At 65.9% G+C, this 25,331-nt stretch carries 23 protein-coding genes; 15 read left to right on the top strand and 8 right to left on the bottom strand.

The window, feature by feature from the left end:
• Position 1: 1 nt before the first annotated feature.
• The 5 genes from NX784_RS22845 to pepA all read left to right on the top strand — a co-directional run bounded on the left by NX784_RS22845 (position 2) and on the right by pepA (position 5,267).
• Positions 2 to 778, top strand: a complete 777-nt coding sequence (locus tag NX784_RS22845) for an N-acyl amino acid synthase FeeM domain-containing protein (protein ID WP_258818987.1) — start codon at positions 2 to 4, stop codon at positions 776 to 778.
• Between the two features lie 68 nt (positions 779 to 846).
• Positions 847 to 1,734 (top strand): ThiF family adenylyltransferase, encoded by an 888-nt coding sequence (locus NX784_RS22850; protein WP_258818988.1) that lies wholly within the window; start codon positions 847 to 849, stop codon positions 1,732 to 1,734.
• On the top strand, positions 1,731 to 2,795 hold the full coding sequence (locus NX784_RS22855) for a nitroreductase family protein (RefSeq protein WP_258818989.1): 1,065 nt from the start codon (positions 1,731 to 1,733) through the stop codon (positions 2,793 to 2,795). The genes NX784_RS22850 and NX784_RS22855 overlap by 4 nt, the downstream gene beginning before the upstream one ends.
• Before the next feature lie 70 nt (positions 2,796 to 2,865).
• Positions 2,866 to 4,164, top strand: coding sequence for a glycosyltransferase (locus tag NX784_RS22860; protein WP_258818990.1), 1,299 nt, complete (start codon positions 2,866 to 2,868; stop codon positions 4,162 to 4,164).
• A gap of 191 nt (positions 4,165 to 4,355) precedes the next feature.
• Complete coding sequence (gene pepA, locus NX784_RS22865) at positions 4,356 to 5,267, top strand: flocculation-associated PEP-CTERM protein PepA (RefSeq protein ID WP_258818991.1); 912 nt, start codon at positions 4,356 to 4,358, stop codon at positions 5,265 to 5,267.
• A gap of 64 nt (positions 5,268 to 5,331) precedes the next feature.
• On the opposite strand, the gene NX784_RS22870 is transcribed toward pepA, so the two are convergent.
• The 8 genes from NX784_RS22870 to NX784_RS22905 all read right to left on the bottom strand — a co-directional run bounded on the left by NX784_RS22870 (position 5,332) and on the right by NX784_RS22905 (position 12,551).
• Positions 5,332 to 6,129, bottom strand: a complete 798-nt coding sequence (locus NX784_RS22870) for an SDR family NAD(P)-dependent oxidoreductase (protein ID WP_258818992.1) — start codon at positions 6,127 to 6,129, stop codon at positions 5,332 to 5,334.
• A gap of 50 nt (positions 6,130 to 6,179) precedes the next feature.
• The gene (locus NX784_RS22875) at positions 6,180 to 7,802 is read right to left on the bottom strand and encodes a GMC oxidoreductase (protein WP_258818993.1); all 1,623 of its coding nucleotides are present in this window, start codon (positions 7,800 to 7,802) and stop codon (positions 6,180 to 6,182) included.
• Between the two features lie 53 nt (positions 7,803 to 7,855).
• Complete coding sequence (locus NX784_RS22880; protein ID WP_258818994.1) at positions 7,856 to 8,956, bottom strand: nucleotidyltransferase domain-containing protein; 1,101 nt, start codon at positions 8,954 to 8,956, stop codon at positions 7,856 to 7,858.
• Positions 8,953 to 9,870 (bottom strand): HprK-related kinase A, encoded by a 918-nt coding sequence (locus tag NX784_RS22885; protein WP_258818995.1) that lies wholly within the window; start codon positions 9,868 to 9,870, stop codon positions 8,953 to 8,955. The genes NX784_RS22880 and NX784_RS22885 overlap by 4 nt, the downstream gene beginning before the upstream one ends.
• The gene (locus NX784_RS22890; protein ID WP_258818996.1) at positions 9,864 to 10,121 is read right to left on the bottom strand and encodes an HPr-rel-A system PqqD family peptide chaperone; all 258 of its coding nucleotides are present in this window, start codon (positions 10,119 to 10,121) and stop codon (positions 9,864 to 9,866) included. The genes NX784_RS22885 and NX784_RS22890 overlap by 7 nt, the downstream gene beginning before the upstream one ends.
• Before the next feature lie 16 nt (positions 10,122 to 10,137).
• Entirely contained in the window at positions 10,138 to 10,764 is a 627-nt protein-coding gene (locus NX784_RS22895) for a hypothetical protein (RefSeq protein WP_258818997.1), read from the bottom strand.
• 189 nt (positions 10,765 to 10,953) lie between these two features.
• On the bottom strand, positions 10,954 to 11,559 hold the full coding sequence (locus tag NX784_RS22900; protein WP_258818998.1) for an XrtA/PEP-CTERM system exopolysaccharide export protein: 606 nt from the start codon (positions 11,557 to 11,559) through the stop codon (positions 10,954 to 10,956).
• Positions 11,560 to 11,735: 176 nt separating this feature from the next.
• Positions 11,736 to 12,551, bottom strand: a complete 816-nt coding sequence (locus NX784_RS22905) for a S1 family peptidase (RefSeq protein ID WP_307736104.1) — start codon at positions 12,549 to 12,551, stop codon at positions 11,736 to 11,738.
• Between the two features lie 370 nt (positions 12,552 to 12,921).
• On the opposite strand from NX784_RS22905, the gene NX784_RS22910 reads away from it, so the two are divergent.
• The 10 genes from NX784_RS22910 to NX784_RS22955 are packed head-to-tail and all read left to right on the top strand — an operon-like array spanning position 12,922 to position 25,307.
• Positions 12,922 to 14,466 carry an XrtA system polysaccharide chain length determinant gene (locus tag NX784_RS22910; protein ID WP_258818999.1) on the top strand — a complete coding sequence of 515 codons (1,545 nt, stop codon included), beginning with the start codon at positions 12,922 to 12,924 and terminating at the stop codon, positions 14,464 to 14,466.
• A 16-nt stretch (positions 14,467 to 14,482) separates the two neighbouring features.
• Positions 14,483 to 15,448 (top strand): XrtA-associated tyrosine autokinase, encoded by a 966-nt coding sequence (locus NX784_RS22915; protein WP_258819000.1) that lies wholly within the window; start codon positions 14,483 to 14,485, stop codon positions 15,446 to 15,448.
• Positions 15,429 to 17,018, top strand: coding sequence for a TIGR03016 family PEP-CTERM system-associated outer membrane protein (locus NX784_RS22920; RefSeq protein WP_258819001.1), 1,590 nt, complete (start codon positions 15,429 to 15,431; stop codon positions 17,016 to 17,018). Before NX784_RS22915 ends, NX784_RS22920 begins: the two co-directional genes overlap by 20 nt.
• Positions 17,019 to 17,035: 17 nt before the next feature.
• Positions 17,036 to 18,106 (top strand): XrtA/PEP-CTERM system-associated ATPase, encoded by a 1,071-nt coding sequence (locus NX784_RS22925; RefSeq protein WP_258819002.1) that lies wholly within the window; start codon positions 17,036 to 17,038, stop codon positions 18,104 to 18,106.
• A complete protein-coding gene (locus NX784_RS22930; protein WP_258819003.1) occupies positions 18,103 to 18,987 on the top strand; it encodes an XrtA system polysaccharide deacetylase in 885 nt (294 codons plus the stop codon). The genes NX784_RS22925 and NX784_RS22930 overlap by 4 nt, the downstream gene beginning before the upstream one ends.
• Positions 18,984 to 20,081 carry a FemAB family XrtA/PEP-CTERM system-associated protein gene (locus NX784_RS22935; RefSeq protein ID WP_258819004.1) on the top strand — a complete coding sequence of 366 codons (1,098 nt, stop codon included), beginning with the start codon at positions 18,984 to 18,986 and terminating at the stop codon, positions 20,079 to 20,081. Before NX784_RS22930 ends, NX784_RS22935 begins: the two co-directional genes overlap by 4 nt.
• Positions 20,082 to 20,094: 13 nt before the next feature.
• Positions 20,095 to 21,297, top strand: coding sequence for a TIGR03087 family PEP-CTERM/XrtA system glycosyltransferase (locus tag NX784_RS22940; RefSeq protein ID WP_258819005.1), 1,203 nt, complete (start codon positions 20,095 to 20,097; stop codon positions 21,295 to 21,297).
• Positions 21,288 to 22,847, top strand: coding sequence for an exosortase A (gene xrtA, locus NX784_RS22945; RefSeq protein WP_258819006.1), 1,560 nt, complete (start codon positions 21,288 to 21,290; stop codon positions 22,845 to 22,847). Before NX784_RS22940 ends, xrtA begins: the two co-directional genes overlap by 10 nt.
• 50 nt (positions 22,848 to 22,897) lie before the next feature.
• Entirely contained in the window at positions 22,898 to 24,115 is a 1,218-nt protein-coding gene (locus NX784_RS22950; RefSeq protein WP_258819007.1) for a TIGR04063 family PEP-CTERM/XrtA system glycosyltransferase, read from the top strand.
• 25 nt (positions 24,116 to 24,140) lie between these two features.
• Positions 24,141 to 25,307, top strand: coding sequence for a TIGR03088 family PEP-CTERM/XrtA system glycosyltransferase (locus NX784_RS22955; RefSeq protein WP_258819008.1), 1,167 nt, complete (start codon positions 24,141 to 24,143; stop codon positions 25,305 to 25,307).
• Positions 25,308 to 25,331 lie beyond the last annotated feature (24 nt).

Raw genomic sequence — 25,331 nt, forward strand, 5'->3', positions numbered from 1 at the left:
GATGACGACATTTGACGATTTCAAGGATCCAGAGGGTGTTTCGGCCGCATCCCTATCGGACGCTCATGATTTCAGTGATCGCGATAATATGACGCCCTCGCAATATGAGGATGTTATCGTGAACCACGATTCGTATGGAATCCGGCTTACCGATACTGCGGACGGGCGAAATTCGGCCAGTATGCTGATCAACAAGATGTATGCCTGGCGCGGTTATGCGGGCACCCATCAATTCAGCGACGACCCGAATCGCATTACGCTGACCGCCACCGACAAGGGTGACGTGGTCGGCACGCTCACGATTGGTATCGATTCGCCGATCGGCCTGATGGCAGACCAGATCTTCAAGGAAGAGCTGGATGCCCATCGCAACCTTGGCGCGCGCCTGTGCGAGTTCACGAAGCTCGCCTTCGACCCGTCGGTACGCTCCAAGACCTCGCTGGCCAACCTGTTCCACTTGGCCGTGATCTATGCGCGCGACATTCACCAGTGCACGGATATCGTCATCGAGGTGAATCCGCGTCATCGCCGTTTTTACGAACGGATGCTCGGCTTCAAGCAGGAAGGCGAACTGAAGATCAACCCGCGCGTCGAAGCGCCGGCTTACCTATTACGGGTAAATCTGGAATTTGTTACGGAACAGATCCAGAAATACGGCGGCACGTTCAGTGCCGATAACAACGTTTCGGAGCGTTCGTTTTATCCCTATTTCTTCTCGCCACGCGAAGAACGAGGCATCATCAACCGCCTCCTGCGCATGGACGAACAGCACGCTTAAAAATCCTGTTCATAGTAGATATCGGCGCGTTTTTGCCGCTTTATTGATAAAACCGTTTTTCTTCATCAATGACAAATCCGTTCCGCTATGAACAAGCGTTTTCACGCAATATCGGCTGGGTAACGCCTTCAGAACAACAAACCCTGCGCGGCAAACGTGTCGCCATCGCCGGCGGCGGCGGCGTTGGCGGGGTGCACATGCTGACGTTGGCACGCTTGGGCGTGGCGCAGTTCCATATCGCCGACTTCGACACCTTCGACCTCGTCAACTTCAATCGCCAAGTCGGCGCCATGATGTCGACGGTCGGCCAGCCCAAGGCCGAGGTGCTGGCCCGCATGGCCAAGGACATCAATCCTGAAATCGATGTCAAGATTTTTCCCGATGGCGTCAACGCGGGCAATCTCGATCAATTCCTGGACGGCGTCGACCTGTACGTCGACGCCCTCGACTTTTTCGCGTTCGACGCACGCCAGCAGACGTTCGCCGCCTGCGCCCGCCTCGGCATCCCGGCCACGACGGCCGCGCCGCTCGGCATGGGTGCCGCCCTGCTGAACTTCCTGCCCGGCCAGATGACGTTCGAACAGTACTTCCAGTGGGGCGACCTGCCCGAACTGGACAAGGCGATCCGCTTCGTCGTCGGCCTTGCGCCGGCCGGCCTGCATCGCCCTTACCTCGTCGTGCCGGACGCCGTCAATTTCGCGGAGCGCCGCGGTCCGTCGACGTTCATGGCCTGCCAGCTGTGCGCCGGCATCGTCGCCACCGAAGCGCTGAAGATCCTGCTCGGCCGCGGCAAGGTGCTGGCCGCACCGCACGGCATGCAGTTCGACGCCTACCGCAACAAATTGGCCCATACCTGGCGCCCGGGCGGCAACGGGAATCCGCTGCACCGCCTGATGATCGCCGTCGCCAAGCGCCAGATGACGCGTGAACTGGCAGCGAAAGCGACGAAGGCATGAATCTCCCGCAGACGATCCACGACATCCTCGACCTCGCGCGCTGGGCACCAAGTGGAGACAATACCCAGGTCTGGCGCTTCGAAGTGCTCGGCCCCGACCACGTCGCCGTGCATTTCCACGACACGCGCGACGATTGCGTGTACGACTTTCGCGGCCGCCCCAGCCAGCTGTCGCATGGCGCCCTGCTGGAAACGATGGCGATCGCCGCCACCGCCCACGGCCTGCGCGCGGAAATCCGCCGGCGCGAGGGCGACACCGACCACTTGCCCGTGTTCGACGTGCGCTTCGTGCCCGATCCCGCGATCAACCCCAGCCCCCTGCTGCCCGCCATCCCGACCCGCAGCGTGCAGCGCCGCCCGATGAGCACGCGTGCGCTGATGCCCGAGGAAAAACGTGCCCTCGAGGACAGCGTCGGTGCCGGCTACGAAGTGCGCTGGATCGAGGGTTTCCAGGGCAAGCTGGCCGCGGCGCGCCTGATGTTTTCGAACGCCAAGCTGCGCCTGACGATGCCGGAAGCCTACGAGGTGCACCGCCGCATCATCCACTGGAACGCGCGCCACAGCCCCGACCGCGTGCCCGACCAGGCGCTCGGCGTCGACGCCGCCACCTTGCGCCTGATGAAATGGGCGATGGTCAGCTGGGGCCGGATGTCGACGATGAACCGCCTGATGGGCACCTGGGCGCCGCGCCTGCAGATGGACCTCGTGCCCGGCCTGCGCTGCGCTGCCCATTTCGTCATCATGGCCAGGCGCGCGCCCGAGACGGTCGAGGACCACGTCGCCGCCGGCCGCGCCGTGCAGCGCTTCTGGCTCACGCTGACCCATCTGGGACTGGCGATGCAGCCGGAAATGACGCCCCTGATCTTTTCCGCCTACGTGCAGCACGATCAACCGTTCTCGACGGTCGACAAATTGCATGGTTCGGCACGACAATTGCACCAGCGCCTGCACAAACTGATCGGCACCGGCAACGGCCAGCCGGTCTTCATGGGCCGCCTCGGCGCCGGCCCGGCACCCCAGGCCCGTTCGCTGCGCAAGCCGGTCGAAGAGTTGATGAAGTAACCTGCAGCGTGGGCCTCCCCGCGCGCCAGCGGCGTCCACTTGCCGCAACCCTTACACGATCAATATCCCTATGGAACGCATAAAAATCCTGTTCTTTGCGGAAGCCGTGACCTTGGCCCACGTCGGCCGTCCCATTGCGCTCGCACAATCCCTCGACCCTGCGCGTTTCGACGTGCATTTCGCCTGCGCGGACGGCTACGACTTTTGCTTCACCGGGACGCAGTTCACCCGCTGGACCATCCGCAGCATCCCCAGCCAGCAATTCCTCGACGCGCTCGCGGGCGGCAAGCCGGTGTACAACACGGCGACCCTCGCCGGCTATGTCGAGGACGACCTGCGCGTGCTCGACGCCGTGCGTCCGGACATCGTCGTCGGCGACTTCCGGCTGTCGCTGTCGGTCAGTGCACGCCTGCGCGGCATTCCGTATGTGTCGCTGATGAATGCGTACTGGAGCCCGTACGTCGTGCAGCACTATGCCGTGCCGCACATCCCGCTGACGCGCCTGCTGCCGATCCGCATCGCGAATGCGATCTTCCGGATGGCCCGTCCCGTCGCCTTCGCCTCGCACTCCGTGCCGCTGAACCGCGTGCGGCGCCAGTATGGCCTGCCGTCGCTGGGCACCGACCTGCGCAAGGTCTACACGGACGCCGACTACAGCATGTACGCCGACGTGCCCGAGTTGTTCCCGCCAAAGAACCTGCTGCCGCAGCAGCACGCCTACATCGGCCCCATCATCTGGGCACCGCCGCTGGCCAAGCCCGACTGGTGGGATACGTTGCCGCAAGACAAGCCGATCATCTACGTGACGCTCGGCAGTTCCGGCCAGGGCCGCCTGTTGCCGCTCGTGCTGGATGCCCTGGCGGCGCTGCCCGTGACCGTCATCGCCGCGACGGCCGGGACCATCGACGTGGCCGGCGCGCCGGCGAACGCATTCGTCGCGCCTTACCTGCCGGGCGACCTGGCGGCCCGGCGGGCCAGCCTCGTCATCTGCAACGGCGGCAGCCCGACGAGCCAGCAGGCGCTGGTGGCAGGCGTGCCGGTGCTGGGCATCGCCGCCAACCTCGACCAATTCCTGAACATGAGCGGCGTCATGAAGGCCGGCGCCGGCGCCCTGCTGCGCGCCGACCGCTTCCGCGCCAAGAAGCTGGCACGCCAGGTCAGTGCGATGCTCGACGATCGCACGCTCGCGACGTCCGCGCGGCGCGTGGCAGACGCGTTTGCCAACTATCCCGCGCCGCAGCGCATGGCCGCCTTCCTGGAAGGCGTGCGCGCATTCCACCGGTTCGCGCCGTCCCATGGGACGGACGGGCAACAGGTCGCCGGCGTGGCGGACGACGATGGGAGCGCGGTACTGACAAACTTGCACTGAAGAAGTGTCGGAAATTCTTACACCTCATTTCCTGTAGACCATTTGTTTTTCTGCAACTGTTCATAAACCTTTGATTTTAAACAGAGCGTAGCTTAGCTGGCACGCACCTTGCATTAAGTCTGGCAAGAGCCCGCGAACAAAGCTGGGCTACCCCCGAAAAAAAATCAACCAGCAGATTATTTGGAGCTTAAATGAAGAATTCGTTCCGCAAACTGATCCCGGTCGCAGCCGCCCTTGGTTTCGCATTCGCCGCGTCGTCGGCACAAGCATTCACCCTGCTGAACGGTACCGGCACTGCATACGCCACCGATGCAACCGCACTGGACTGGAATGAGACCGGCAGCGGCGTCGCCATCGGCGTCGGCCCGTTCGACAGCGGCAAAGCCCTCGCAGTTGGCACCAATTTCCAGTTCCTGTACCAAGCTAACATGAACGGCGTGACCGGCACGCAGACCGATGCATGGCTGAACGGCATCGATTCGAGCGCAGACGGCATCAAGCGCAACAGCCCGACCGCCTTCGAATTCACGATCGTCGCCAAGCTGAGCGAAACCGTGACGTCGTCGGGCGTGATCGGTGGTTTCGCAACCGCGAACTTCGGCCTGAACAACACCCCGGGCGCCAACAAGGTCGCGATCTACTACGACACCAAGGCAAACGCCAACACCAAGGCCGGCACCGGCTTCGACGATGGTACGCTGGTCGCCCTGCTGACCGTCGTCCCGGACGGCTCGCTGTCGCAATTCACGGCGAAGTCCGCGACGAAAGGCCAAGGCTCGACCCAGCTGCAAGCCCTGATCAAGGAACCGGGCGACTTCATCAATCCGGCTTACCTGCAAGGCGTCGGCGAGATGCTGTTCGGCGTTCAGTTCGACTCGAACCTGAACTACCCGGCAGGCAGCTCGGCAACGAACAACTTCCAGAAAGGCGGCGACGAGACGCTCTTCCCGGGCTACAACGTGACCGCAAACGACATCGTGTTCAAGGTCGATGGCGCAACCACCCTGAACGGCAGCCCCGTTCCGGAACCGGGCACCATGATGCTGCTGGGCATGGGCATGCTGGGTCTGGTCGGCGCACGTCGTCGCGCTCCGAAGGCCTAATCCGGTTTCCGGATCAGCCTCATGAAAAAACCGCGGTCTCGACCGCGGTTTTTTTATTGTGTTTTCACTTTCCGGCGGGCGGCTTGAACATCTTGCCGACCTCGCGGATGACCATCGCGGGCGGCGCCAGTCCCGCGAACATGCGCTGCTTGTACGTGCCCTTGGCCGCGGTCACGACGGGCACCCCGCGCTCCAGCCCCGCCAGCGACGCACGCACCACGTCGGCCGGCGGATCGCGTTCCGTCAGCGCGCTTTCGTAGGCGCCGGCCTTGGCGTCGAATTCGGTGTCCGTCGGCCCCGGCACGAGCGTCTGCACGAGGATGCCGTGCTCCTTCCATTCGCCGTGCAGCGCCTGGCTGAAGCTTTGCACGAACGCCTTGCTGGCTGCATACACGGCCATGTACGGCACCGGCTGGTAGGCGGCCGCGGACGACACGTTGATCACGGCGCTGCTGGGGAATGCCGCCAGGTGGTCGAAGAATCGGCGGCACATCGCCACGAGCGCCGTCGTGTTGAGCGTGCCCAGCTCGTCGTACACGCGCGCTTCGGTGGCTTCGAAGCGTCCCCAGCGGCCCGCACCGGCGTTATTGCACAGCAGGCGCACACGGATGCCGGCCTCATCGAGCTCTGCACGGATGCGCGCCGCGGCCGCGGTATCGGCGAGGTCGGCCACGATGGCCCGCACTTCGACGCCGTACCGCGTGCGCAGCGTGTCGACGACGGCCTGCAGGCGCTCTTCCCGCCGCGCCACCAGCACGAGCCGCATGCCGGCCTGCGCCAGTTGCCCGGCGAATTCCTCGCCGATGCCGGACGAGGCGCCGGTCACGAGCGCCCAATGGCCTGTTAAGTCGGAAAGCTGCATCCGCGATCTCCTAGTCGATGAATGATGAATGATGAAGACACTGCGCCGCCTCACGCCCGCGCCAGCAGGTGGTCGGCCACGCGCAAGGCGTTCGCCGCGATCGTCAGGCTGGGATTCGTGCCGCCGGACGACGGGAAGAACGAGCTGTCGACGACGTACAGGTTGGCAAGCCCGTGCGCGCGGTTATTGCGGTCGAGCACACTCCGTGCGGGATCGTCGCCGAACCGGCACGTGCCGCACACGTGGGCGATGCGCTGGTTGTTCTCGGCCTGCTTGATGAGTTTGAAACGGTAGCCGGCCAGCACCTCACGCATGCGCGCGCGAAAAGCCTCGATGCGCGCGCGGTCGGCATCGCGCACGCGGTATTCGATGGCCAGGCGGGCGCCTCGTGCATCGTCGTGCGCGGGCTCGACGCGGTTGTCGGCATACGGAAAATCCTCGAGCGTCGCGGCGAGGATCATGCGGCGGTGCACGAGGCCGTCCAGCACGGGCGTGACGAACGGCTGCGCCAGCTTGAACAGCGGCGCGACCCACGGCAGCGGCCCCTGGCGCAAGTCGTCGGCGACCGACGCGGCCAAGGTGGCGGGCGGCGGCAACCGGCCGAACGATTGCACGGAGCCGAGTTTTTGCCCATCCACGACATAAAAATCGTTAAAGGCGAGCTCTTTTTGGCGGTTGTTGAACTCCCCCTCGAGCTTGGGCTCGATGAGGTACAGGTCGATGTGGTGGCGCATCAGGTATTTGCCGACGAGGCCCGATGCGTTGGCCAGGCCGTGCGGCCATGCGTCCGAGACGGAATCGAGCAGGATGCGCGGCGTCTCGAGCGCGCCCGCCGCCAGCACGACGATGGGTGCGCGTACCGTGAACCGGTGGCCGCCCCGCTCGCACACGACGCCCGTCACGCGGTGCGCATCGGCTTCCAGCGCGACGACGGCGCAGTCGTCGAGCAGGCGCGCGCCGTGGTCGCGCACGGCCGGTTCCAGGCAGATCTTGCCGGCGTCGTTCTTGCACGCGCGGCTGCACAGATAGCCCTGGCAACCGCTGCAACCCTCGACGAATTCGCAGGCGAGCGGCAAGCGATACGGGTGGAGGCCCCGTTGCTCGAAGAAGCCGTACAGCTCCTTTGACGCCGGCGTCAGCGGCGGCGACGGCAGCAGGTGTTCGCGCTGCCCGTCCGCACGCAGCGGGTCCGCCGTGCCGCGCACCCGGAACAATTGCTCGGCCTTGTCGTAATACGGCGCCAGCTCGTCGTAGCCCACGGGCCAGCGCGGCGGCAGGTCGGCACCGCGCGGCGCCTGGTAATGGTCTTGCGCGGCAAAGTCGGATGGGAAGAAGCGCTCCAGCGCCATGCCGTACAGCGCGGTCGAACCGCCCGCGCCGGCCCCGATGAACGGGACGAAACGTTGCGTGCGCGGCCCCGAGCGGTCGACGATCTCGTCCGCGTAACGGCCCGCGCGTGCGAGGATGCTCCGGTGCGCCGTCTGGGGCGCTTCCGGCGCCGGGAAGTCCTCCTCCGCATAGCGGCCGACGAGGTCCGGGTGCGCGGACCCTTTTTCCAGGAACAGCACGCGGCGGCCCGCACGCGCCAGCGCCAGGCCCAAGGTCGCGCCTCCCATGCCCGTGCCCACGACGATGGCGTCCCAGTTCTGGTCGATATCTAACGATTCGGACATACGTTCCCGCGGCCAGGCCGCTCCTGTTGGGGTCGACGGGCGCCGCGCGGGGCTCAGGCCGCCTGCGACGTGTTGTGCTTCGTGATAAACGCTTTATGAAACAGATGCCGTGCCAGCAGCTGCGGCGGCATGCGCAGCCAGTTGCCGCGCACATACAGCGCGAAGTGCGCAACGTCGCTCCACGCGTCGGCGCAGCTCGCATGCATCGGCAGCAGCGCGCGCCCGAACAACCGGTCCATCAGCCACAGCAGCGCCGGGTTGGGCGCCGCCCAGGCCATGGCGGCCTGCACCGCCGGCGGGACGACCGTGCCGAGCAGGCGCGGGCAATAGCGCAGCGCATAGAACAGCGGCCGCCCAAGCTCGAGCTCGCGCGCGCGCGCCGGCAGCGCCTCCCAGAACCCCGGCTGCGCGCCGAACTCGGTGAACAGCCTGTGCATGTCGACGAGGTCGCGCAAGCCCTTGTCGAACTCGCCGTCGAAAAACAGGTGCACGGCGCTGTGCAGCACCATGTCGGCCGGGGCCAGCGTCGCGAGGCCCGGCTCGCCCGCGATCGGACGGGCCGCGGCGCGCAGCTTGTCCGGGTCCGGACGCACGGGCGCCGTCTCTGGCAGGATCGCGTGGTGCACGTCGATCGAGTTGCCGCGGCGCGCGTGCTGCATCGGCGGCAGCTCGTGCATCCACTGCCGGTAGTAGCGCTGGTCGTACTCGTCGTGATGCGTGGTGATCCAGCCGTGCATCATCAGGGCCCCCTCGACCTCGGGCAGGCGCGCCTTCGGCACGAGAATGTCGATGTCGGAGAACAGGCGGCCGCGGCCCGCGTCCAGTCCCGCCAGCGCGTACGCGGCCCCCTTGAGCAGGATCAGCGGCAATCCCAGACCATCGAGCGCGCGGGCGATCTGGCGCACTTCGTAGCGCGCGGCCTGCGCGTGGCCGGCCGCGCCCGCGCGCGTCCACTCCAGGTGCGCGCGCGGCGCGGCGGGGACGGTGTCCAGCAGGCCCGCATCTTCCAGCTGCACGAGCAGGTAGGCGTCGAGATTGGCGGCGTCGGCCTGGCGCAGCAGCAAGTCCCAGCCGGCGCCATCCAGACCTTGCGCGGTGGACGGGTCGCGCAACACGCGCACAAGCAGGGGCAAAGGCAGGGGCAGGCCGTTCATGCGGTCCCCAGCGCGAGGCGCTCGAACAGCGCCATCGCATCCGGCAGGCTGCTGTACCGGAACGTGTACGCGTCGCTGGCGTCGATCAGTCCGGCGAGGGCGGCAAAGCCGCGTGCGCCCAGCACCTGGTAATTGAAGCAGTTGTCGGCCACCTGCATGAACGCACGCGCCTTCGGCAGCGGGTCGAGCAGCATGGCGGCGCCGGCCTCCCAGCGCGGGAACACGATGCACGCCGGCCGGGCCGGCTCCGCGGCGCGGGCGATGCTCTCGGCCGGCGCCTTGAGGTGGGCGATCGTGCCCTTGGTCGTTTCCTCGACGGGGCGGCTGAGCACGGCGTCGGGCCGGAATGCGCGGATGATGTCGATCGACGTGTTCTTGAGGCTCACCGGACGCGGCAGCGGCACGAGCGTGCCGTCGTCCAGGTGCACGAGGGTCATCTCGTCCGACAGCAGGCGCCAGCCATGCCCCAGCAGGGCGGCCGTCAGCGTGCTCTTGCCGGAACCCGGCGGCGCCGGCAGGATCACGGCGCGGCCGTGTTTTTCCAGCACGGCCGCGTGGATGATCAGGTAACCGTGGGCGCGGTGCGAAACGCACCAGTTCATCGTCCATTCCAGCATCGGATACGCCTGCCCGAGCGGCAGCGGCTGGAACGGCGTCGCGCCGTCGTAGGCGAAGTGGACCTGCGGGCGATACCAGCGGCGCAGGCCGCCGGAACGGCGCAAATCGAGGTAAAAATCGACGAAGCCACCGTCCGGGTCGACCGGATAGTCGGCATACATCAGCGCAAAGCTGTCGATCAGCGGCGGCACGTCGCTGCGGATGCGGTTGGCGAACGGGCCCGTGCGCAGCACGATGCCGTCACCCGACAGGCGCGCCGCGAGTTCGGCGCGCGACAGCGAACCGACCGTCAGCATGATTCGATCAAGTCCAACCCGGCCAGCGTGGCGAGCATGTCGTCGATGAGGGAAACGAGATCGTCGTCGCCGGCGTCGAATTGATCGGCCAGGCGAGCCGCCAGGGCGGCGGCGTCGGCGGGTTGGTCGCGCAGCGCGTACAACAGGTCGAGCGCGGCGCCATCCAGCAAATGGGTGCTGCCCGAGAGATCGTTGTACAGCACCGCTTCACCGTCCCATTCCCGGCAGGCCAGCGCCTGGCCAGGCGTCAAGCGCCACACCGCGACCTCAATCGTGGATGGAGCTGAGGTAGTTCGCGACCTGGGAATTGTCCCAGTACACGCCGGCGGTCGGGCTGTAGCGACCCGTGCTCTGCAACTCGCTCCACATCGTCTGCAAGTCGGTCACCTCGAGGAAGCCGACTTTCTTCGACATGACGTTGAGGTAGGCCGTCACCAGGTGCATGCCGACGTTGTTGTTGTCGAAGTCCTGGTGGTTCAGCATGTCTTCCAGGGACGCGCAGGCATATGAGCCCGGGTTGTAGCATTTGCCGTTAGGGTAGGAAGCTGCGCGCGTCGGACACGCCCCAGGGGCACTGGCGGCGTAGAACACGCTCGAGAACATCGCCGTGCGCGACACGGCCCCAGGCCAGGCGTGCTGATCCTGCTTCCAGTAACCGGGCGACACCCCTTCGCAGGTGGGCGCCGTTCTTCCGAAATGGCTGGTGGACAAGCCGTTCGAGAGCGAACCCGACGGCGACCTGCAGACCATCGATGCCATCGCCGACTTGCTTTGCAGCGTCGCGAGGACGCCGGCACCCACGCCGACTTTGGCCAGGCGACGGCGGGCCGCGCCCCGTTGAGTCAAGGACGGCGCCGCTTTGATCTTGTCGTTATCTTGATTTTCGGTAGCCACGTGCGTTCCCCAAAATGATGTCGCCCAGTGAGGGCGACCAGTACCTGTATTAGCAAGTTTTGCGCCAGCATGCTGCCCGGAAGAAAAACTTACATCAAATCAGGTGCTTATTTTGGCGCCATACCACCCAGCAACGACTATTGTATGTTGGAACGCCGGGTGGTGTAAAAAATATCGACGGGGATGTTGTTAGAAGAAGCTTTCCGGGATGACCAGGATGTCGCCCGCGCGCATCGGCACGTTGGCCGAAATGTCGCCATCCTTGATCAAATCGTCCAGGCGAACGTTGAACTGCTGCTGTTTGCCATCCACGTTGCGGATCAGCTTGGCACGGTTGCCCGCCGCGAATTCGGTGGTGCCGCCGACGGCGATCATCACGTCCATCAGGCTCATGTCGCGGCGGTACGGCAGCGCCTGCGGCTTGGCAGCCTGGCCGATCACGCGGATCTGCTCGTTGTAATTGCCGACGAAGTTCGTCACGATGACGGTGACGACCGGTTGCTGGATGTATTTGGACAGGGCTTTTTCGATGTCGCGCGCCAGCGCGGTCGACGTCTTGCCGGCGGCCGGCAGGTCTTCGACGAGCGGGGTCGTGATCTTGCCGTCCGGACGGACCGGCACCGACATCGACACTTCCGGGTTGCGCCAGACGATGATGTTCACGGAATCGCCCGGCCCGATCAGGTATTGGCTGTCGGTCACCTGCGTCTCGATCGGCTGTCCGCCGCGATGCGTTGCGCAACCGCCCAGCGCCAGCGCGCACGCGGCGGCGAGCACGATCGTCGAATGTTTCATCAGGTTCGCCTTGTACTTGCCCACGTCAGTCCCTTTCGTCGCTGGCCACTTCCGTGGCCGAATATTCGTTGTTAAAAAGCCATCAACAGCGTGGTATTGTATATCATAGTGCCGAATGAAAAGACTGCGCACGATACAAATTGTTTTTGATCATGACACGCGCGCCCGTTTTTTGCTCATTTTTTCCGCAGCAAATCACGCACATAGTTCGCGGGAATCGCATAGGTGATTCCGCTTGGTGCCGTGATCGCCGTTTCCTTCAACCCCTTCACGAACACGGCATTGATCACGCCCAATACCTTGCCGGTGGCGGGATCATAAACGGGGCTGCCGCTGTTGCCCGGGTAGGCCGTACCGTCGAGCTGGAAGATACTGAACGGCGCGCGCTGCAGGGCGGCGATCTGGCGCGGATCGAGGGTGCGTGCGCCGAGCGACGGCCGGACGATGGGCGTGATGGCGGCCAATGTCGCCCGGTGCGTGGCGGCGTGCAGCCCCAGCGCCATCGCCAGCGGGAAGCCCGTCAGCGCCAGTTCCTGCCCTTCTTGCGCGGTGTCGGAGTCGCCCAGCTCGAGCGCGGGCAGCGGCGTGCCGCTGAGGCGCAGGTGGGCGAGGTCGTGTTCGTTGTCGCGCTGTACCAGCTCGGCCGGCCGGAAGCGCACGCCTTCGCCGTCCGGCAGCACGATGCCGAGCTGTTCCATCTTGCCCTCGGCCAGCGTGGCGGGCACGACGTGGGCATTGGTGATGACGTCCAGGCCGTCGCCGACGACGAAACCGGTGCCGACGAAGACGATGGACGGACTGCGCGTGCGCTCGAACGTGCCCACGCCGACGACGGAGCGTTTGATGGTGGGCACAATCGTCCGCAGGTCGGCCGCCGCGGCCGGAAGCGCCATCGCGCCCAGCGACCAGGCCAGCAGCGCCAGCCAACTGCGGCGCTGCCGCGAACGGGCGGACGGGTGGCCCCGGGGGCGATCTGTATTTCGAGGCAGCATCAACCGTGCACCCCTTTTTGCATTTTAGACATTACAATAAAGCGCTTGAACTGATCAATTGCTGCGCAGGTAGTCTACGCGATGAGATCGCTCAATGCATCCACGTTGGCGTCGATGACATACAACGGTTTCACGAACTTTTATTAAATCCGTGCTAATAATTGGCGGTTGTGGAGCAAAGTACCGCGCCATTTTAGATTGCTTGGTGGCACTTGTGTTGCGGATGAGGCACTTCCCAATGCGCTCGCCACATTTTTCTCGCGCGTAATTGCAATTGCTCGGGGTACAAGCGATCATGCGTGGTATTTGGTTATTTTTTTGGCCTTTCGTCCCGCAGGGGTGACAGGTCGTTCAAGGCGAGACTGACGAGATGGCAGAGATCACAGCCGTACTTCTTAACTTCCTCAAGGCGATTGGCAAATACCGTTGGCATGCCATCGTCATTACCTGGGTCGTCGCATTGATCGGCTGGGTGGTGGTATTACGCCTTCCCAATCAATACGAAGCTTCGGCACGCGTGTATGTCGACACGCAAAGCATCCTGAAACCGCTGCTGGCCAACATGACCAGCGTGCCGAACCTGGAACAACAGGTGATGTTCATGCGCCGCACCTTGATCAGCCGTCCGAACGTCGAGCGCCTGATGCGCATGGTCGACCTCGACGTGAAGGCCAAGGACACCAAGGAGCACGACAAGATCGTCGACGAGCTGATGCAGCAGATCAAGATCACGGGCACCGAGCGCGACGACATCTACACGATCACCTACACGGCCGACAATGCGAAGCTGGGCAAGGACGTCGTCCAGTCGCTGCTGACGATTTTCGTGGAAGGCAGCTTCAGCGGCAAGAAGCAGGATTCGGAAAAAGCCGTCCAGTTCATCGACGACCAGATCAAGACATATGAGGAAAAACTGGCGGCGGCGGAAAACTCGCTGAAGGAATTCAAGCTGAAGAACCTGGGCATGCTCCCGGGCGGCGGCAGCGGCACGGGCGACTTCGGCGGCCAGCTGCAGCAGGCCGTCGACCAGTTGAGCCAGGCGCGACTGGAGCTGGCCGAGGCCGAGCAGGCGCGCAACGCGATCCGCCGCCAGATCTCCGGCGACCCGGCCAAGCCGGGCACCGTGAAGGTCGATCCGGCCCTCATGGATCCGGAACTGGAAGCACGCATCGTCGCCGCCCAGAAGAACCTGGACACGCTGCGCATGCAGTACACGGAACAGCATCCTGACGTGATCTCCACGCGCCGCCTGCTCGACCAGCTGATGGCGCAGAGGGCCGAACTGGCCAAGGGCAAGAAGCGCAGCCTCGACCCGGGCGCCAGCTACAGCCCGATGCTGCAGCAGCTGAACGTGTCGCTGTCGCAGGCCGAGGCGCACGTTGCGTCGATGCGTGCCCGCGTCTCCGAATACGAAGCCCGCGTGGCGCGCCTGCGCACCCAGAGCACGACGGCGCCGGAAATCGAAGCCCAGTTCGCGCAGCTGAACCGCGACTACACGGTCAACCGCGAGAACTACCAGAAGCTGGTCGAGCGCCGCGAATCGGCACGCCTGTCGGGCGACCTGACGTCGGCCACCGACATGCTGCAGTTCCGCGTGATCGATCCGCCGACGGTGCCGAACCATCCGAGCGGCCCGAACCGCCTGCGCCTGTTCTCGCTCGTGTTCGTCGGCGCCCTCGTCGCCGGCCTGGCCGTCGCGTTCCTGATGAGCCAGCTGCGCCCGACCTTCCTGAGCCAGAGCGCGCTGCGCGAAGTAACCGGCCTGCCGGTGCTCGGTTCGATCGGGATGAACTGGACGCCGGAACAGACCGTCAAACGCAAGCGCCGCCTGGTCGCGCTCGCGAGCTCAGTGCTGCTGCTGTTCGGCGCCTATGGCATCGGGATGGCCGCGATCCTGGTCCGCCCCACGCTTTAAGATTAAGGAGTACACCGTGAGCATCATCGAAAAAGCGGCAAGCCGGATCGACCTGAAGCGCAACGCACCGGCCGCCGCCAACGCGCCGGAAGCGGCCATCGACGCCATCGAGGCCGCCCACGCGGCCGCACCAAACGCCCCCATCAACCTGGCACCGGCGCACGCCCCGACCGCGCCCGAAGCGGCGCCCCAGGCAGCGCCGCACGCGGCGCCCAAGGCGGCCGAGGCCGAAGCACGCCCGGCGCAGAAATCCTCGACGCGCCGTGTCGAGCTCGACTTGAACCGCATGCGCGACCTGGGCATGGTGACGGCCGCCGGCGGCCGCACGCGCCTGCTGGAAGACTTCCGCGTCATCAAGCGCCCGCTGCTGCAGCGCGCGTTCGCCGAGCGCGCGGAAGGCGAAAAGCCGGGCAACCTGATCATGGTCACCAGCTCGCTGCCGGGCGAAGGCAAGACCTATTGCGCCATCAACCTGGCGATGAGCATCGCGATGGAACTCGACCACACGGTGCTGCTCGTCGACGCCGACGTCGCGCGCCCGTCGGTGCTGCGCTCGCTCGGCCTGCCGGCGCACCGCGGCCTGATGGACATCCTCGTGGACGATAAGATCGACATGGCCGACGTCATGCTGCGCACGAACGTCGACACGCTGTCGATCCTGCCGGCCGGCACGAGCACGCCGCGCGCAACGGAGTTGCTGGCCAGCTCGTCCATGAGCACGCTCGTGAGCGAAATCGCCAACCGTTATCGCGACCGTATCGTGATCTTCGATTCGCCGCCGCTGCTGCTGACCAGCGAATCGCGCGTGCTCGCGTCGCACATGGGACAGATCGTGATGGTGATCGAAGCCCAGACGACGACCCAGCACGCCGTCAAGGAAGCCCTGCGCCAGTTGGAAAGCTATCCGAACGTCAATCTCATCTATAACAAGACCAGGGAGTTCCCCGGCATCGAAGAAACGTATGACTATCACTACGGCTAATTTGTCCTTGTCCGCTCACCGGTTCGTCAAATGGCCCAGCAGTGCCACGCTTCGGCTCACGCCGCTTGCGCTGGCAGCACTGTTGCTGTCGAACGACTGCCTGGCGGACTGGAGAGTCGCGCCCGGTGTCCAGCTGCGTGAAACCTATTCCGACAACGTGGGGAACCTGTCCGAAGACCGCGCACGCGGCAGCTTCGTCAGCGAAGTGGCCCCCAGCGTGTCCATCATCGGCATCAGCCCGCGCCTGAAGTTCAATGCCAGCGCGGAATGGCGCAAATACGCCTACAGCAACGACGACACCCCGAACACGCGCGACAGCGACCGCCGCTACTCGGCGGCGGCCGAGGCTATCGCGGTCCGGGAATTGCTGTACGTGGACGCGAGCGCCAGCGGCACGCGCCAGGCCGTCTCGGCGTTCGGCCCGTTGCCGGCCAATTCGTTCAGCGCGAACAACGGCACCGACATCCACACGTGGAGCATCAGCCCTTACCTCCGGCACCGGTTCGGCGCGACGGCCATGATGACGGCCCGCTACACCCGCGACGCGGTCGAGGGCGGCGCCAAGAGCGGCTTCGGCAACAGCCTGGCCAGCACGCGCTCGCTCGACCTGGTGAGTGGTCCGCGCTTCACCGAGCTCGGCTGGAACCTCCACCATTCGCACCAGGACATGAGTGCCCAGAACACGGGCAATACCACGACCGAAAACAGCCTGGCGGGCCTGCAGTACCGCGTCACGCAGCACCTGAGCGCGACGACCAGCGTCGGCTACGACAAATACGAATACCGCGCGCTGGCCCAGCGGACGCGCGGCCGCAGCTGGTCCGGCGGCTTCATCTGGGCGCCGTCGTCGCGCACGCGGGTGAGTGCATCGTACGGCCGGCGCTACTTCGGCAAGACGGGCTCGTTCGACGCGAGCTACCGCACGCAGCGCAGCATCTGGGCGCTGACGTATGCCGACGTCGTCACGACGACGCGTTCGCAATTCCTGCTGCCGGCCGCGCTCGACACGGCCGCGATGCTCGACCACCTGTTCCTGACCGCGTTTCCCGACCCGATCGCGCGCCAGCAGGCCGTGCAAGCCTATATGGCGCAGACGGGCCTGCCGCCCACGCTGCTCCAGAGCATCAATTACCTGAGCAACCGCTACATGCGCAACAAGCGCTTGCAGGGTTCCGCCACGTTCAAGGGTTCGCGCAGCGACCTCGTGCTGTCGGTCTTCAGCGAGCGCACGCAGGCGCTGTCGCTCCAGCAGGAAGACAGCGTGCTGCTGCCGACGCAGTTGAGCGCCCTGAACGAGGACACGAAGCAGCACGGCGCCAGCGCGAATTTCGACTACCGCCTGTCCTCGCGCAGCTCGGCGCACGCCAACCTGTACGGCGTGAACGTGCAATCGCTGAAGACCGGCCTCACGAACGACATCCGCCAGGTGAGCGTGGGCCTGAGCAGCCGCTTCAACATCAAGACCATCGGCACGCTCGACCTGCGCCATTCCAAGGGCCGCAGCGGCGTGTTCGACAATCGCGACTACCACGAGAATGCGCTCGTGGCGACGCTTTCCGTCCAGTATTGAGCCCGCGGAGGCATACGATGTACGAGTCTTTCTACGGATTTTCCGCCAAACCTTTCCAGCTGCGTCCGGACCCGCATTTCTTCTTCGGCAGCAAAGGCCACAAGCGGGCCATGGCCTACCTCGAATACGGGCTGTCACAAGGTGAAGGCTTCATCGTCATCACGGGCGAAGTCGGCGCGGGCAAGACGACGCTGGTGCGCAACCTGTTCAACCGGCTGCCGTCCGACCAGATCGTCGCCGCCCACATCGTCAACACGCACCTCGATCCGGACGACACGCTGCGCATGGTCGTGTCGGCGTTCGGGCTGCCGTACGAAGGCGCCAGCAAGACGGACCTGCTCACGCGCCTGGAAAAATTCCTGTGCGACGTCGACCACCAGGGCAAGCGCGCGCTGCTCGTCATCGACGAGGCGCAGAACCTGTCGGCACGCACGGTCGAGGAACTGCGCATGCTGTCGAACTTCCAGACCGACGACAAATCGCTGCTGCAGACCTTCCTGCTCGGCCAGCCCGAATTCCGCGCCACCCTGCACAGCCCCGGCATGCAGCAGCTGCGCCAGCGCGTGATCGCCAGCTACCACCTGGGCCCGATGGATGCGCAGGAAACCCACGCCTACGTCGAGCACCGCCTCGCGACCGTCGGCTGGAAGGGCGATCCGTCGTTCGACGACGGCGCCCATGCCGCGATCTACGCATACAGCGGCGGCATCCCGCGCAAGGTCAACACGCTGATGGACCGCGTGCTGCTGATGGGCTTCCTGGAAGAGATGCACGCGTTCGGCGAGCAGGACATCAACATGGTCGTGAAGGACATCAGCGAGGAATTCGAGGTGGACGATCCCCTCGGCACGCCGGCGCCGGACACGCTGAAGGGCACATCGGCCGACGTGGACCTGGACGCGGCCTTCCGCTCCGACCTGCGCACCATCGACCAGCGCGTCGGCGACCGCCGCGTGAGCAGCGTCGAAGTGCTGGACGAACGCATGATGCGCCTGGAGAAGTCGATCGTGTCCGTGCTGTCGATCCTGAAGAAGATCGTCGCCACGCCCCAGGGGGCGGTAACCCATCCGATGGACAATCAAGAATGAACATGCTCGAACTCGCCCCGCGGCCCGCACCGGCCCCGGGACAACGCATCCGCAATGCGATGACCTGCGACGTCGAGGACTATTTCCAGGTCTCCGCCTTCGCGCCCTACATCGACCGCGCCAGCTGGCCCACGCGCGAATGCCGCGTCGAAGCCAATATGGACCGCATCCTCGCGCTGTTCGAGCGCCACGGGGTGCGTGCCACGTTCTTCACGCTGGGCTGGATCGCCGAGCGCTATCCGCAGGTCGTCAAGCGCATCGTGGCCGCCGGCCACGAACTGGCCAGCCACGGCTACGGCCACCTGCGCGCGTCGGACCAGACCCGCGCCGAATTCGCCAACGACATCCGCTCCGCGAAAGCGCTGCTGGAAGACATCGGCGGCCAGGCCGTGCTGGGCTACCGCGCACCGAGCTTCTCGATCGGCCGCGACAACCTGTGGGCGCTCGACGAGCTGCTCGAGGCGGGCTACCGCTACAGCTCCAGCATCTACCCGGTCGTGCACGACCACTACGGCATGCCGGAAGCGCCCCGGTTCGCGTTCTACCCGAACGGCACCGACGGCCTGCTGGAAATCCCGATCACGACCGTGCACATGATGGGCCGTAATCTGCCCGCCGGCGGCGGCGGCTATTTCCGCCTGCTGCCGTACGCGCTGTCGCGCTGGATGATGGCCAAGGTGAACCGCGAGGACGGCCAGCCCGCCCTGTTCTACTTCCACCCGTGGGAAGTCGACCCCGGCCAGCCGCGTCCCCAAGGCCTCGGCGCCAAGGCGCGCTTCCGCCACTACATCAACATCGACCGGATGGAACGTCGCATCGAATCCCTCGCGCGCGACTTCGCGTGGGACCGCATGGACAACATCTTCCTCAACCGCCCATGAATTCGATCATCGAGGCCGCACAGGCCAAACGGGCAGCTCCCGTGCTGTCCACGTCGCCCATGACGCTGCACCTGCTCCAGCCGCACGAATACGGCCGCTGGGACGCCTTCGTCCGCGCCTGTCCCGACGCCACCTTCTTCCACCTGTCCGGCTGGCAGAAGGTGATCGAAGGCTCGTTCGGCATCAAGACCTGGTTTTATTACGTGCAGCAGGACGGCCAGATCCTCGGCGTGCTGCCCCTCGCGGAAATCAAGAGTCGCCTGTTCGGCCACTCGCTGGGCGCGATGCCGTTCTGCGTGTACGGCGGCCCGGCAGCGACGAGCGACGCGGCACGCGCCATGCTGGATACGGCCGCAGACGAACTGGCGCAGAAGCTGGGCGTAGGCCACCTGGAATACCGCGGCATGCAGCGCTTCCACCCCGACGACGCCAGCTGGCACACGAAGGAGCTGTACGTCACCTTCCGCAAGGAGATTACGGGCGACGACGAGGCCAACCTGAACGCCATCCCGCGCAAGCAGCGGGCGATGGTTCGCAAGGGCATCAAGCTGGGCCTGCGCGGCGAAGTCGACACGAACGTCGACCGCATGTTCGACGCGTATGCGCACAGCGTGCACCGGCTGGGCACCCCGGTGTTCCCGAAAAAATACTTCGCCATGCTGCAGGAAGTGTTCGGCGACGAGTGCGAAGTGCGCACCATCGTCACGGAAGACAACCGCCTCGTGGCCGCCGTGCTGTCGTTCTACTGGCGCGACGAAGTCGTGCCCTACTACGGCGGCGGCATGGACCTCGCGCGCGAAGTGGCCGGCAACGACTTCATGTACTGGAACCTGATGCAGGCGGCGGCCGCGCGCGGCTGCCGGCTGTTCGACTTCGGCCGCAGCAAGCTGGGCACCGGCGCCTACGACTTCAAGAAGAACTGGGGCTTCACGGCGCAGCACCTGCCGTACGAATACAAGCTGTACGCCGCGAGCGCGCTGCCGGACAACAATCCGCTGAACCCGAAATACCAGCTGTTCATCAAGATGTGGAAGAAGCTGCCGCTGCCGCTGGCAAACTTCATGGGACCTTACATCGTCCGCAATCTGGGGTGATAAGGAAAACATCGTGGAAGACCTGCTGTTGCTGATCCACCGGATCCCGTACCCGCCCAACAAGGGCGACAAGATCCGCTCGTACCACCTGCTGAAGCACCTGGCCCGGCACTACCGCGTGCATCTGGCCACGTTCGTGGACGATCCCGCCGACTGGCAATACGTGCCGCACGTCGAGGGCTTGTGCGCCAGCAGCCGTTTCGCCCGCATGAACCCGCTGCTGGCGCGCGTGCGCAGCCTGCAGGCGCTGCTCAAGAACCGTTCGCTGTCGCTCGAGTACTACCGCGACGCTTCGCTCGCGCGCTGGGTCGACGACACCGTGGCGAAACACAAGATCGAGCGCGTGCTCGTGTTCTCCGGCGCGATGGCGCAGTACGCCGACCCGTACCGCTCGGCGCGCCGCGTCGTCGACTTCTGCGACGTCGACTCCGACAAATGGCGCCAGTACGCCGACCAGAAATCGTGGCCGATGAACTGGCTGTACCGCTACGAGGCGCGCCGCCTGCTCGCGTACGAGCGCCGCGTGGCGCGCGACTACGACGCATCGCTGTTCGTCTCGGCGCCCGAGGCGGACCTGTTCCGCCAGCTGGCACCGGAAAGCACGGGCAAGATCGGCCACTTCAGCAACGGGGTCGACACCGACTACTTCTCGCCCGACCAGCCGCACGCGAATCCGTACGCGGCGGACGAACGCGCCATCGTGTTCACGGGCGCGATGGACTACTGGCCGAACGTGGATGCCGTGCAGTGGTTCGCCGCCGACATCTTCCCGCTCCTGCGCGAGCGGTTCGCCGACGTGAAGTTCTACATCGTCGGCTCGCGCCCGGCGCCGGCCGTGCAGGAACTGGCGAAGCTGCCGGGTGTCGTCGTCACGGGCACCGTGCCGGACGTGCGGCCGTACATCGCACATGCCGCCGTGTCGGTGGCGCCGCTGCGCATCGCGCGCGGCATCCAGAACAAGGTGCTGGAAGCGATGGCGATGGCCACGCCGGTCGTCGTGTCGCCGCAGGCACTGGAAGGCATCGACGCCGTGCCGGGCAGCGAACTCGTGCTCGCCGAGGATGCCGCCGGTTTCGTCGACGCCGTGGGCACGCTGCTGGCCGGCCAGGAGAGCGCCGCGGCCGCGATCGGCGCGGCGGCGCGCGCCAAGGTCCAACGCAACTACAGCTGGTCCAGCAACCTTGCCTGTATTGGGGAGAGTCTCGAATGTTCCTGAATCCGCCACCGGGCGTCATCAACGCCACCGCTGCGCCCATGTCGCGCCAGGGCGCAGTGCTGATCGCGCTCGCCCTGCTCGCCCCGTTCCTGCTGTATTTCGGCACCGTGCGCTCGATCGTCTCGGTGTGGAACAGTTCCGAGACCTTCGCGCACGGCTATGTGATCCTGCCGATCAGCCTGTGGCTCGTCTGGCGCCGGCGCGAGAATTTCAGCCTGTATCCGCCCAAGCCGTGGCCGCCCGCGCTGCTGCTGCTCGCGGTGTTGGGCGTCGGCTGGCTCGCCGCGCAGCTGGGCGAGGTGCAGGTCGTGTCGCAATACATGTTCGTCGCGATGTTCCCCGTCGCCGCGCTCGCGCTGTTCGGCCCGCGCCTGGCCGGCTCGCTCACGTTCCCGCTGCTGTTCCTGCTGTTCGCGGTGCCGTTCGGCGAGATCTTCGTCGCCCCGCTGATCCAGTTCACGGCCGACTTCACGGTATGGGCCGTGCGCGCCACCGGCATTCCCGTGCTGCGCAGCGGCACGCGCTTCGAACTGCCGACCGGCAGCTGGTCCGTGGTCGAAGCCTGCAGCGGCGTGCGCTACCTGATTTCCTCGATTACCCTCGGCTGCCTGTACGCCTACCTGACCTACCGGTCCACCGCGCGACGCGCGCTGTTCATCGGCCTGGCGATGGTCGTCCCCGTCATCGCCAACGGCCTGCGCGCCTACATGATCGTGATGATCGGCCACCTGTCCGGCATGGCGCTCGCGACGGGCGTCGACCACATCATCTACGGCTGGCTGTTCTTCGGCCTCGTCATGTTCATCATGTTCTGGATCGGCAGCTTCTGGCGCGAGGACAACGCCCCCGTGCCCGCGACAGCGGCGACGGCCGCCGGCACCAAGCCTGCGCCCGTCTTGCCCGGTGCGATGCCGCGCCGCCTGCCCGCGATGGTGGCCGGCGTGCTGCTCGTGTGCGGCTTCTGGCCCGCGCTGGCGCTGGTGGGCGAGCGCGCCAACGACAACCCGGCGCCCGTGCGCCTGGCCGACGTCGCCGTGACCTCGCCGGAAGCCCGGGACTTCGCCGACTGGAAGCCGTTCTACATGGAGCCGGACGCGCGCTTCCACCGCGCCTACCAGGAAGGCAGCCTGCCCGTCAGCCTGACCGTCCTGTACTACCGCAACCAGAATCCCGAAAAGAGCCTGATCAGTTCCATGAACCGCCTGAGCGGCTACCAGGACGCCTGGCACGAAGTGGAAAGCACGGGCCGCAGCGAGACCGTCGCCGGTACGCCCGTGACCGTGCACGAAGGCATCCTGCGCGTTCCGCAGGGTGCCATCATGGTGTGGGCCTTCAAATGGGTCGGCGGGCATTACACCGGCAGCGATTACGTCGGCAAGCTGTGGCAGGCCGCGAACAAGGCCATGCTGCGCGGCGACGACGGCGCGGCCGTCATGCTCGCGGTCCCGTACGACAACGACAAGGAGCGTGCGCGCGCCGCGCTGCACCGCTTCCTGGCCGAGCAAGGCCAGGCCATCGACGGCGCGCTGAAGGCCACGCGCGGCCGCTGACACGACAATCGAACAACGCCATACCAAGAACCAAGAACGGAATTAAGATCATGCGAGTCCTGCACGTCCTCGACCACTCCATCCCGCTGCACAGCGGGTACACCTTCCGTACCCGCTCGATCCTGCGCGAACAGCGCGCGCTCGGCTGGGAAACCTTCCACGTCACCGGCGCCAAGCAGAACGCCGGCGACATGCTCGAAGAAACCGTCGACGGCCTGCACTTCTACCGCACGCCGGAATCGAAGGGCGCGCTGGCAAAGCTGCCGGTGCTGAACCAGGTGAACGTGATCGACGGCCTGGCCAAGCGCCTGGCCGAGATCATCCCGCTCGTGAAACCGGACGTCCTGCATGCGCACTCGCCGTCGCTGAACGCGATCGCCGCGCTGCGCGCCGGCAAGCGCTTCGGCATCCCCGTCGTGTACGAAGTGCGCGCGTTCTGGGAAGACGCCGCCGTCGACCACGGCACCAGCTCGGAAAACGGCCTGCGCTACCGCCTCACACGCGCGCTCGAAACCTATGCGCTGAAGCAGGCCGACGCCGTCACCACGATCTGCGAAGGCCTGCGCAAGGATATCGTCGCGCGCGGCGTGCCCGCGAATAAGGTCACCGTGATCCCGAACGCGGTCGACATCGAGAAATTCTCGATGGGCGGCACGCCCGACCTCGCCCTGAAGGAAAAACTGGGCCTGGGCGATGCGCGTCTGATCGGCTTCATCGGCTCGTTCTACGCGTACGAAGGCCTGGACGTGCTGCTGCGCGCCGTGCCGAAGCTCGTCGCGCGCATGCCCGACCTGCGCGTGCTGCTCGTCGGCGGCGGTCCGCAGGACGAGCAACTGCGCCAGCTGGCGAAGGACCTGAACATCGCGGACAAGGTCGTGTTCACGGGCCGCGTGCCGCACGACCAGGTCAACAAATACTACGACCTGCTCGACGTGCTCGTGTACCCGCGCCTGTCGATGCGCCTGACGGACCTCGTCACGCCCCTGAAGCCGCTGGAAGCGATGGCGCAGGGCCGCATCCTGGCCGCGTCCGACGTCGGCGGCCACCTCGAGCTGATCGAGGACGGCAAGACCGGCGTGCTGTTCGGCGCCGACGATCCCGATTCGCTGGCGGACAAGGTCGGCGCCCTGCTCGCCGCGCACGACTCCTGGCCGAAGCTGCGCCAGGCCGGCCGCCACTACGTCGAGACGGAGCGCAACTGGCGCGTCAGCGTGGGCCGCTACCCTGCGATCTACGGCCGCCTGACGCAAAAGGCGCTGGCGGCATAATGGAACGGAAGGCAAAGGCACGACGATGAACGCACCTGCCCCGACGCTCGCGCCATCCGGCGTCGACACGCGGCCGCTCGTCGTGCACCTCGTGTATTCGCTCGGCGTGGGCGGCCTGGAGACGCTGCTCGTCGACTGCATCAACCGCATGCCCGCGTGGCGCCACGCCGTCGTCTGCCTGACCACGTACACGTCGTTCGCCGACCGCATCGCGCGCCGCGACGTCGAGCTCTTCGCGCTCGGCAAGCCGCCCGGCCTCGGGCTCGGCACGCACCTGACGTTCTGGCGCCTGATGCGGCGCCTGCGACCGGCCGTGCTGCACACGTACAACCTGGCCGCGCTGGAGTACGCGTTCACGGCGACCATGGCCGGCGTCCCCGTGCGCGTCCACGCGGAACACGGCCGCGACGCGAGCGATCCGCACGGCCTGAACCCGAAGCACAACTTCCTGCGCCGGCGCCTCGTGCCGTTCGTCGACCGCTTCATCCCCGTCTCGGAGGATTTGAATCGCTGGCTCGGCGACGTCGTGCGCATTCCGACCGCGAAGACGCTGTTCATCAAGAACGGCGTCGACACGGACAAGTACGCACCCGGCGGCGCGCCCGCCGCGGATGCGCCGTTTGCAGCGGACGACATCGTCATCGGCACCGTCGCCCGCGTGCAGGACGTCAAGAACCACCGCGCCCTCGTCGACGCTTTCGCGCGGCTGCGGGCGCAACTGCCGCAGCTCGCGCCGCGACTGAAGCTGGCGATCGTCGGCGACGGCCCATTGCTGAAGGCCGTGCGCGAGCAGGTGGCGAGTCTCGGCCTGACAGACGCCGTGTGGCTGCCGGGCGCGCGCGCCGACATCGCCGCCGTGCTGCACTCGTTCTCGATCTTCGCCCTCCCATCGCTGGCCGAAGGCACGCCCGTGTCGATGCTGGAAGCGATGGCGTGCGGCCTGCCCGTCGTCGCGTCGCGTGTCGGCGGCATCCCGGAAGTGGTGGACGAGGGCGTGCAAGGCCTGCTGGTCCCCGTCGGCGACATCGCCACGCTGACCGATGCGCTCGCCCGCTACGCGCAGGACGCGGGCTTGCGCGCCACGCACGGCGCCGCCGCGCGCGCGCGCGTGGAAGACCGTTTCAGCCTGCGTGCCATGGTGACCGCATACGGTCTACTTTACGACGGACTTTGCCGAAACAAGGCACACTGACGCGTTACCGTTTCACCCAACGAA

Origin of the sequence: Massilia pinisoli, assembly GCF_024753285.1 — a bacterium.
In the GTDB taxonomy this organism is placed as follows: domain Bacteria; phylum Pseudomonadota; class Gammaproteobacteria; order Burkholderiales; family Burkholderiaceae_D; genus Telluria; species Telluria pinisoli.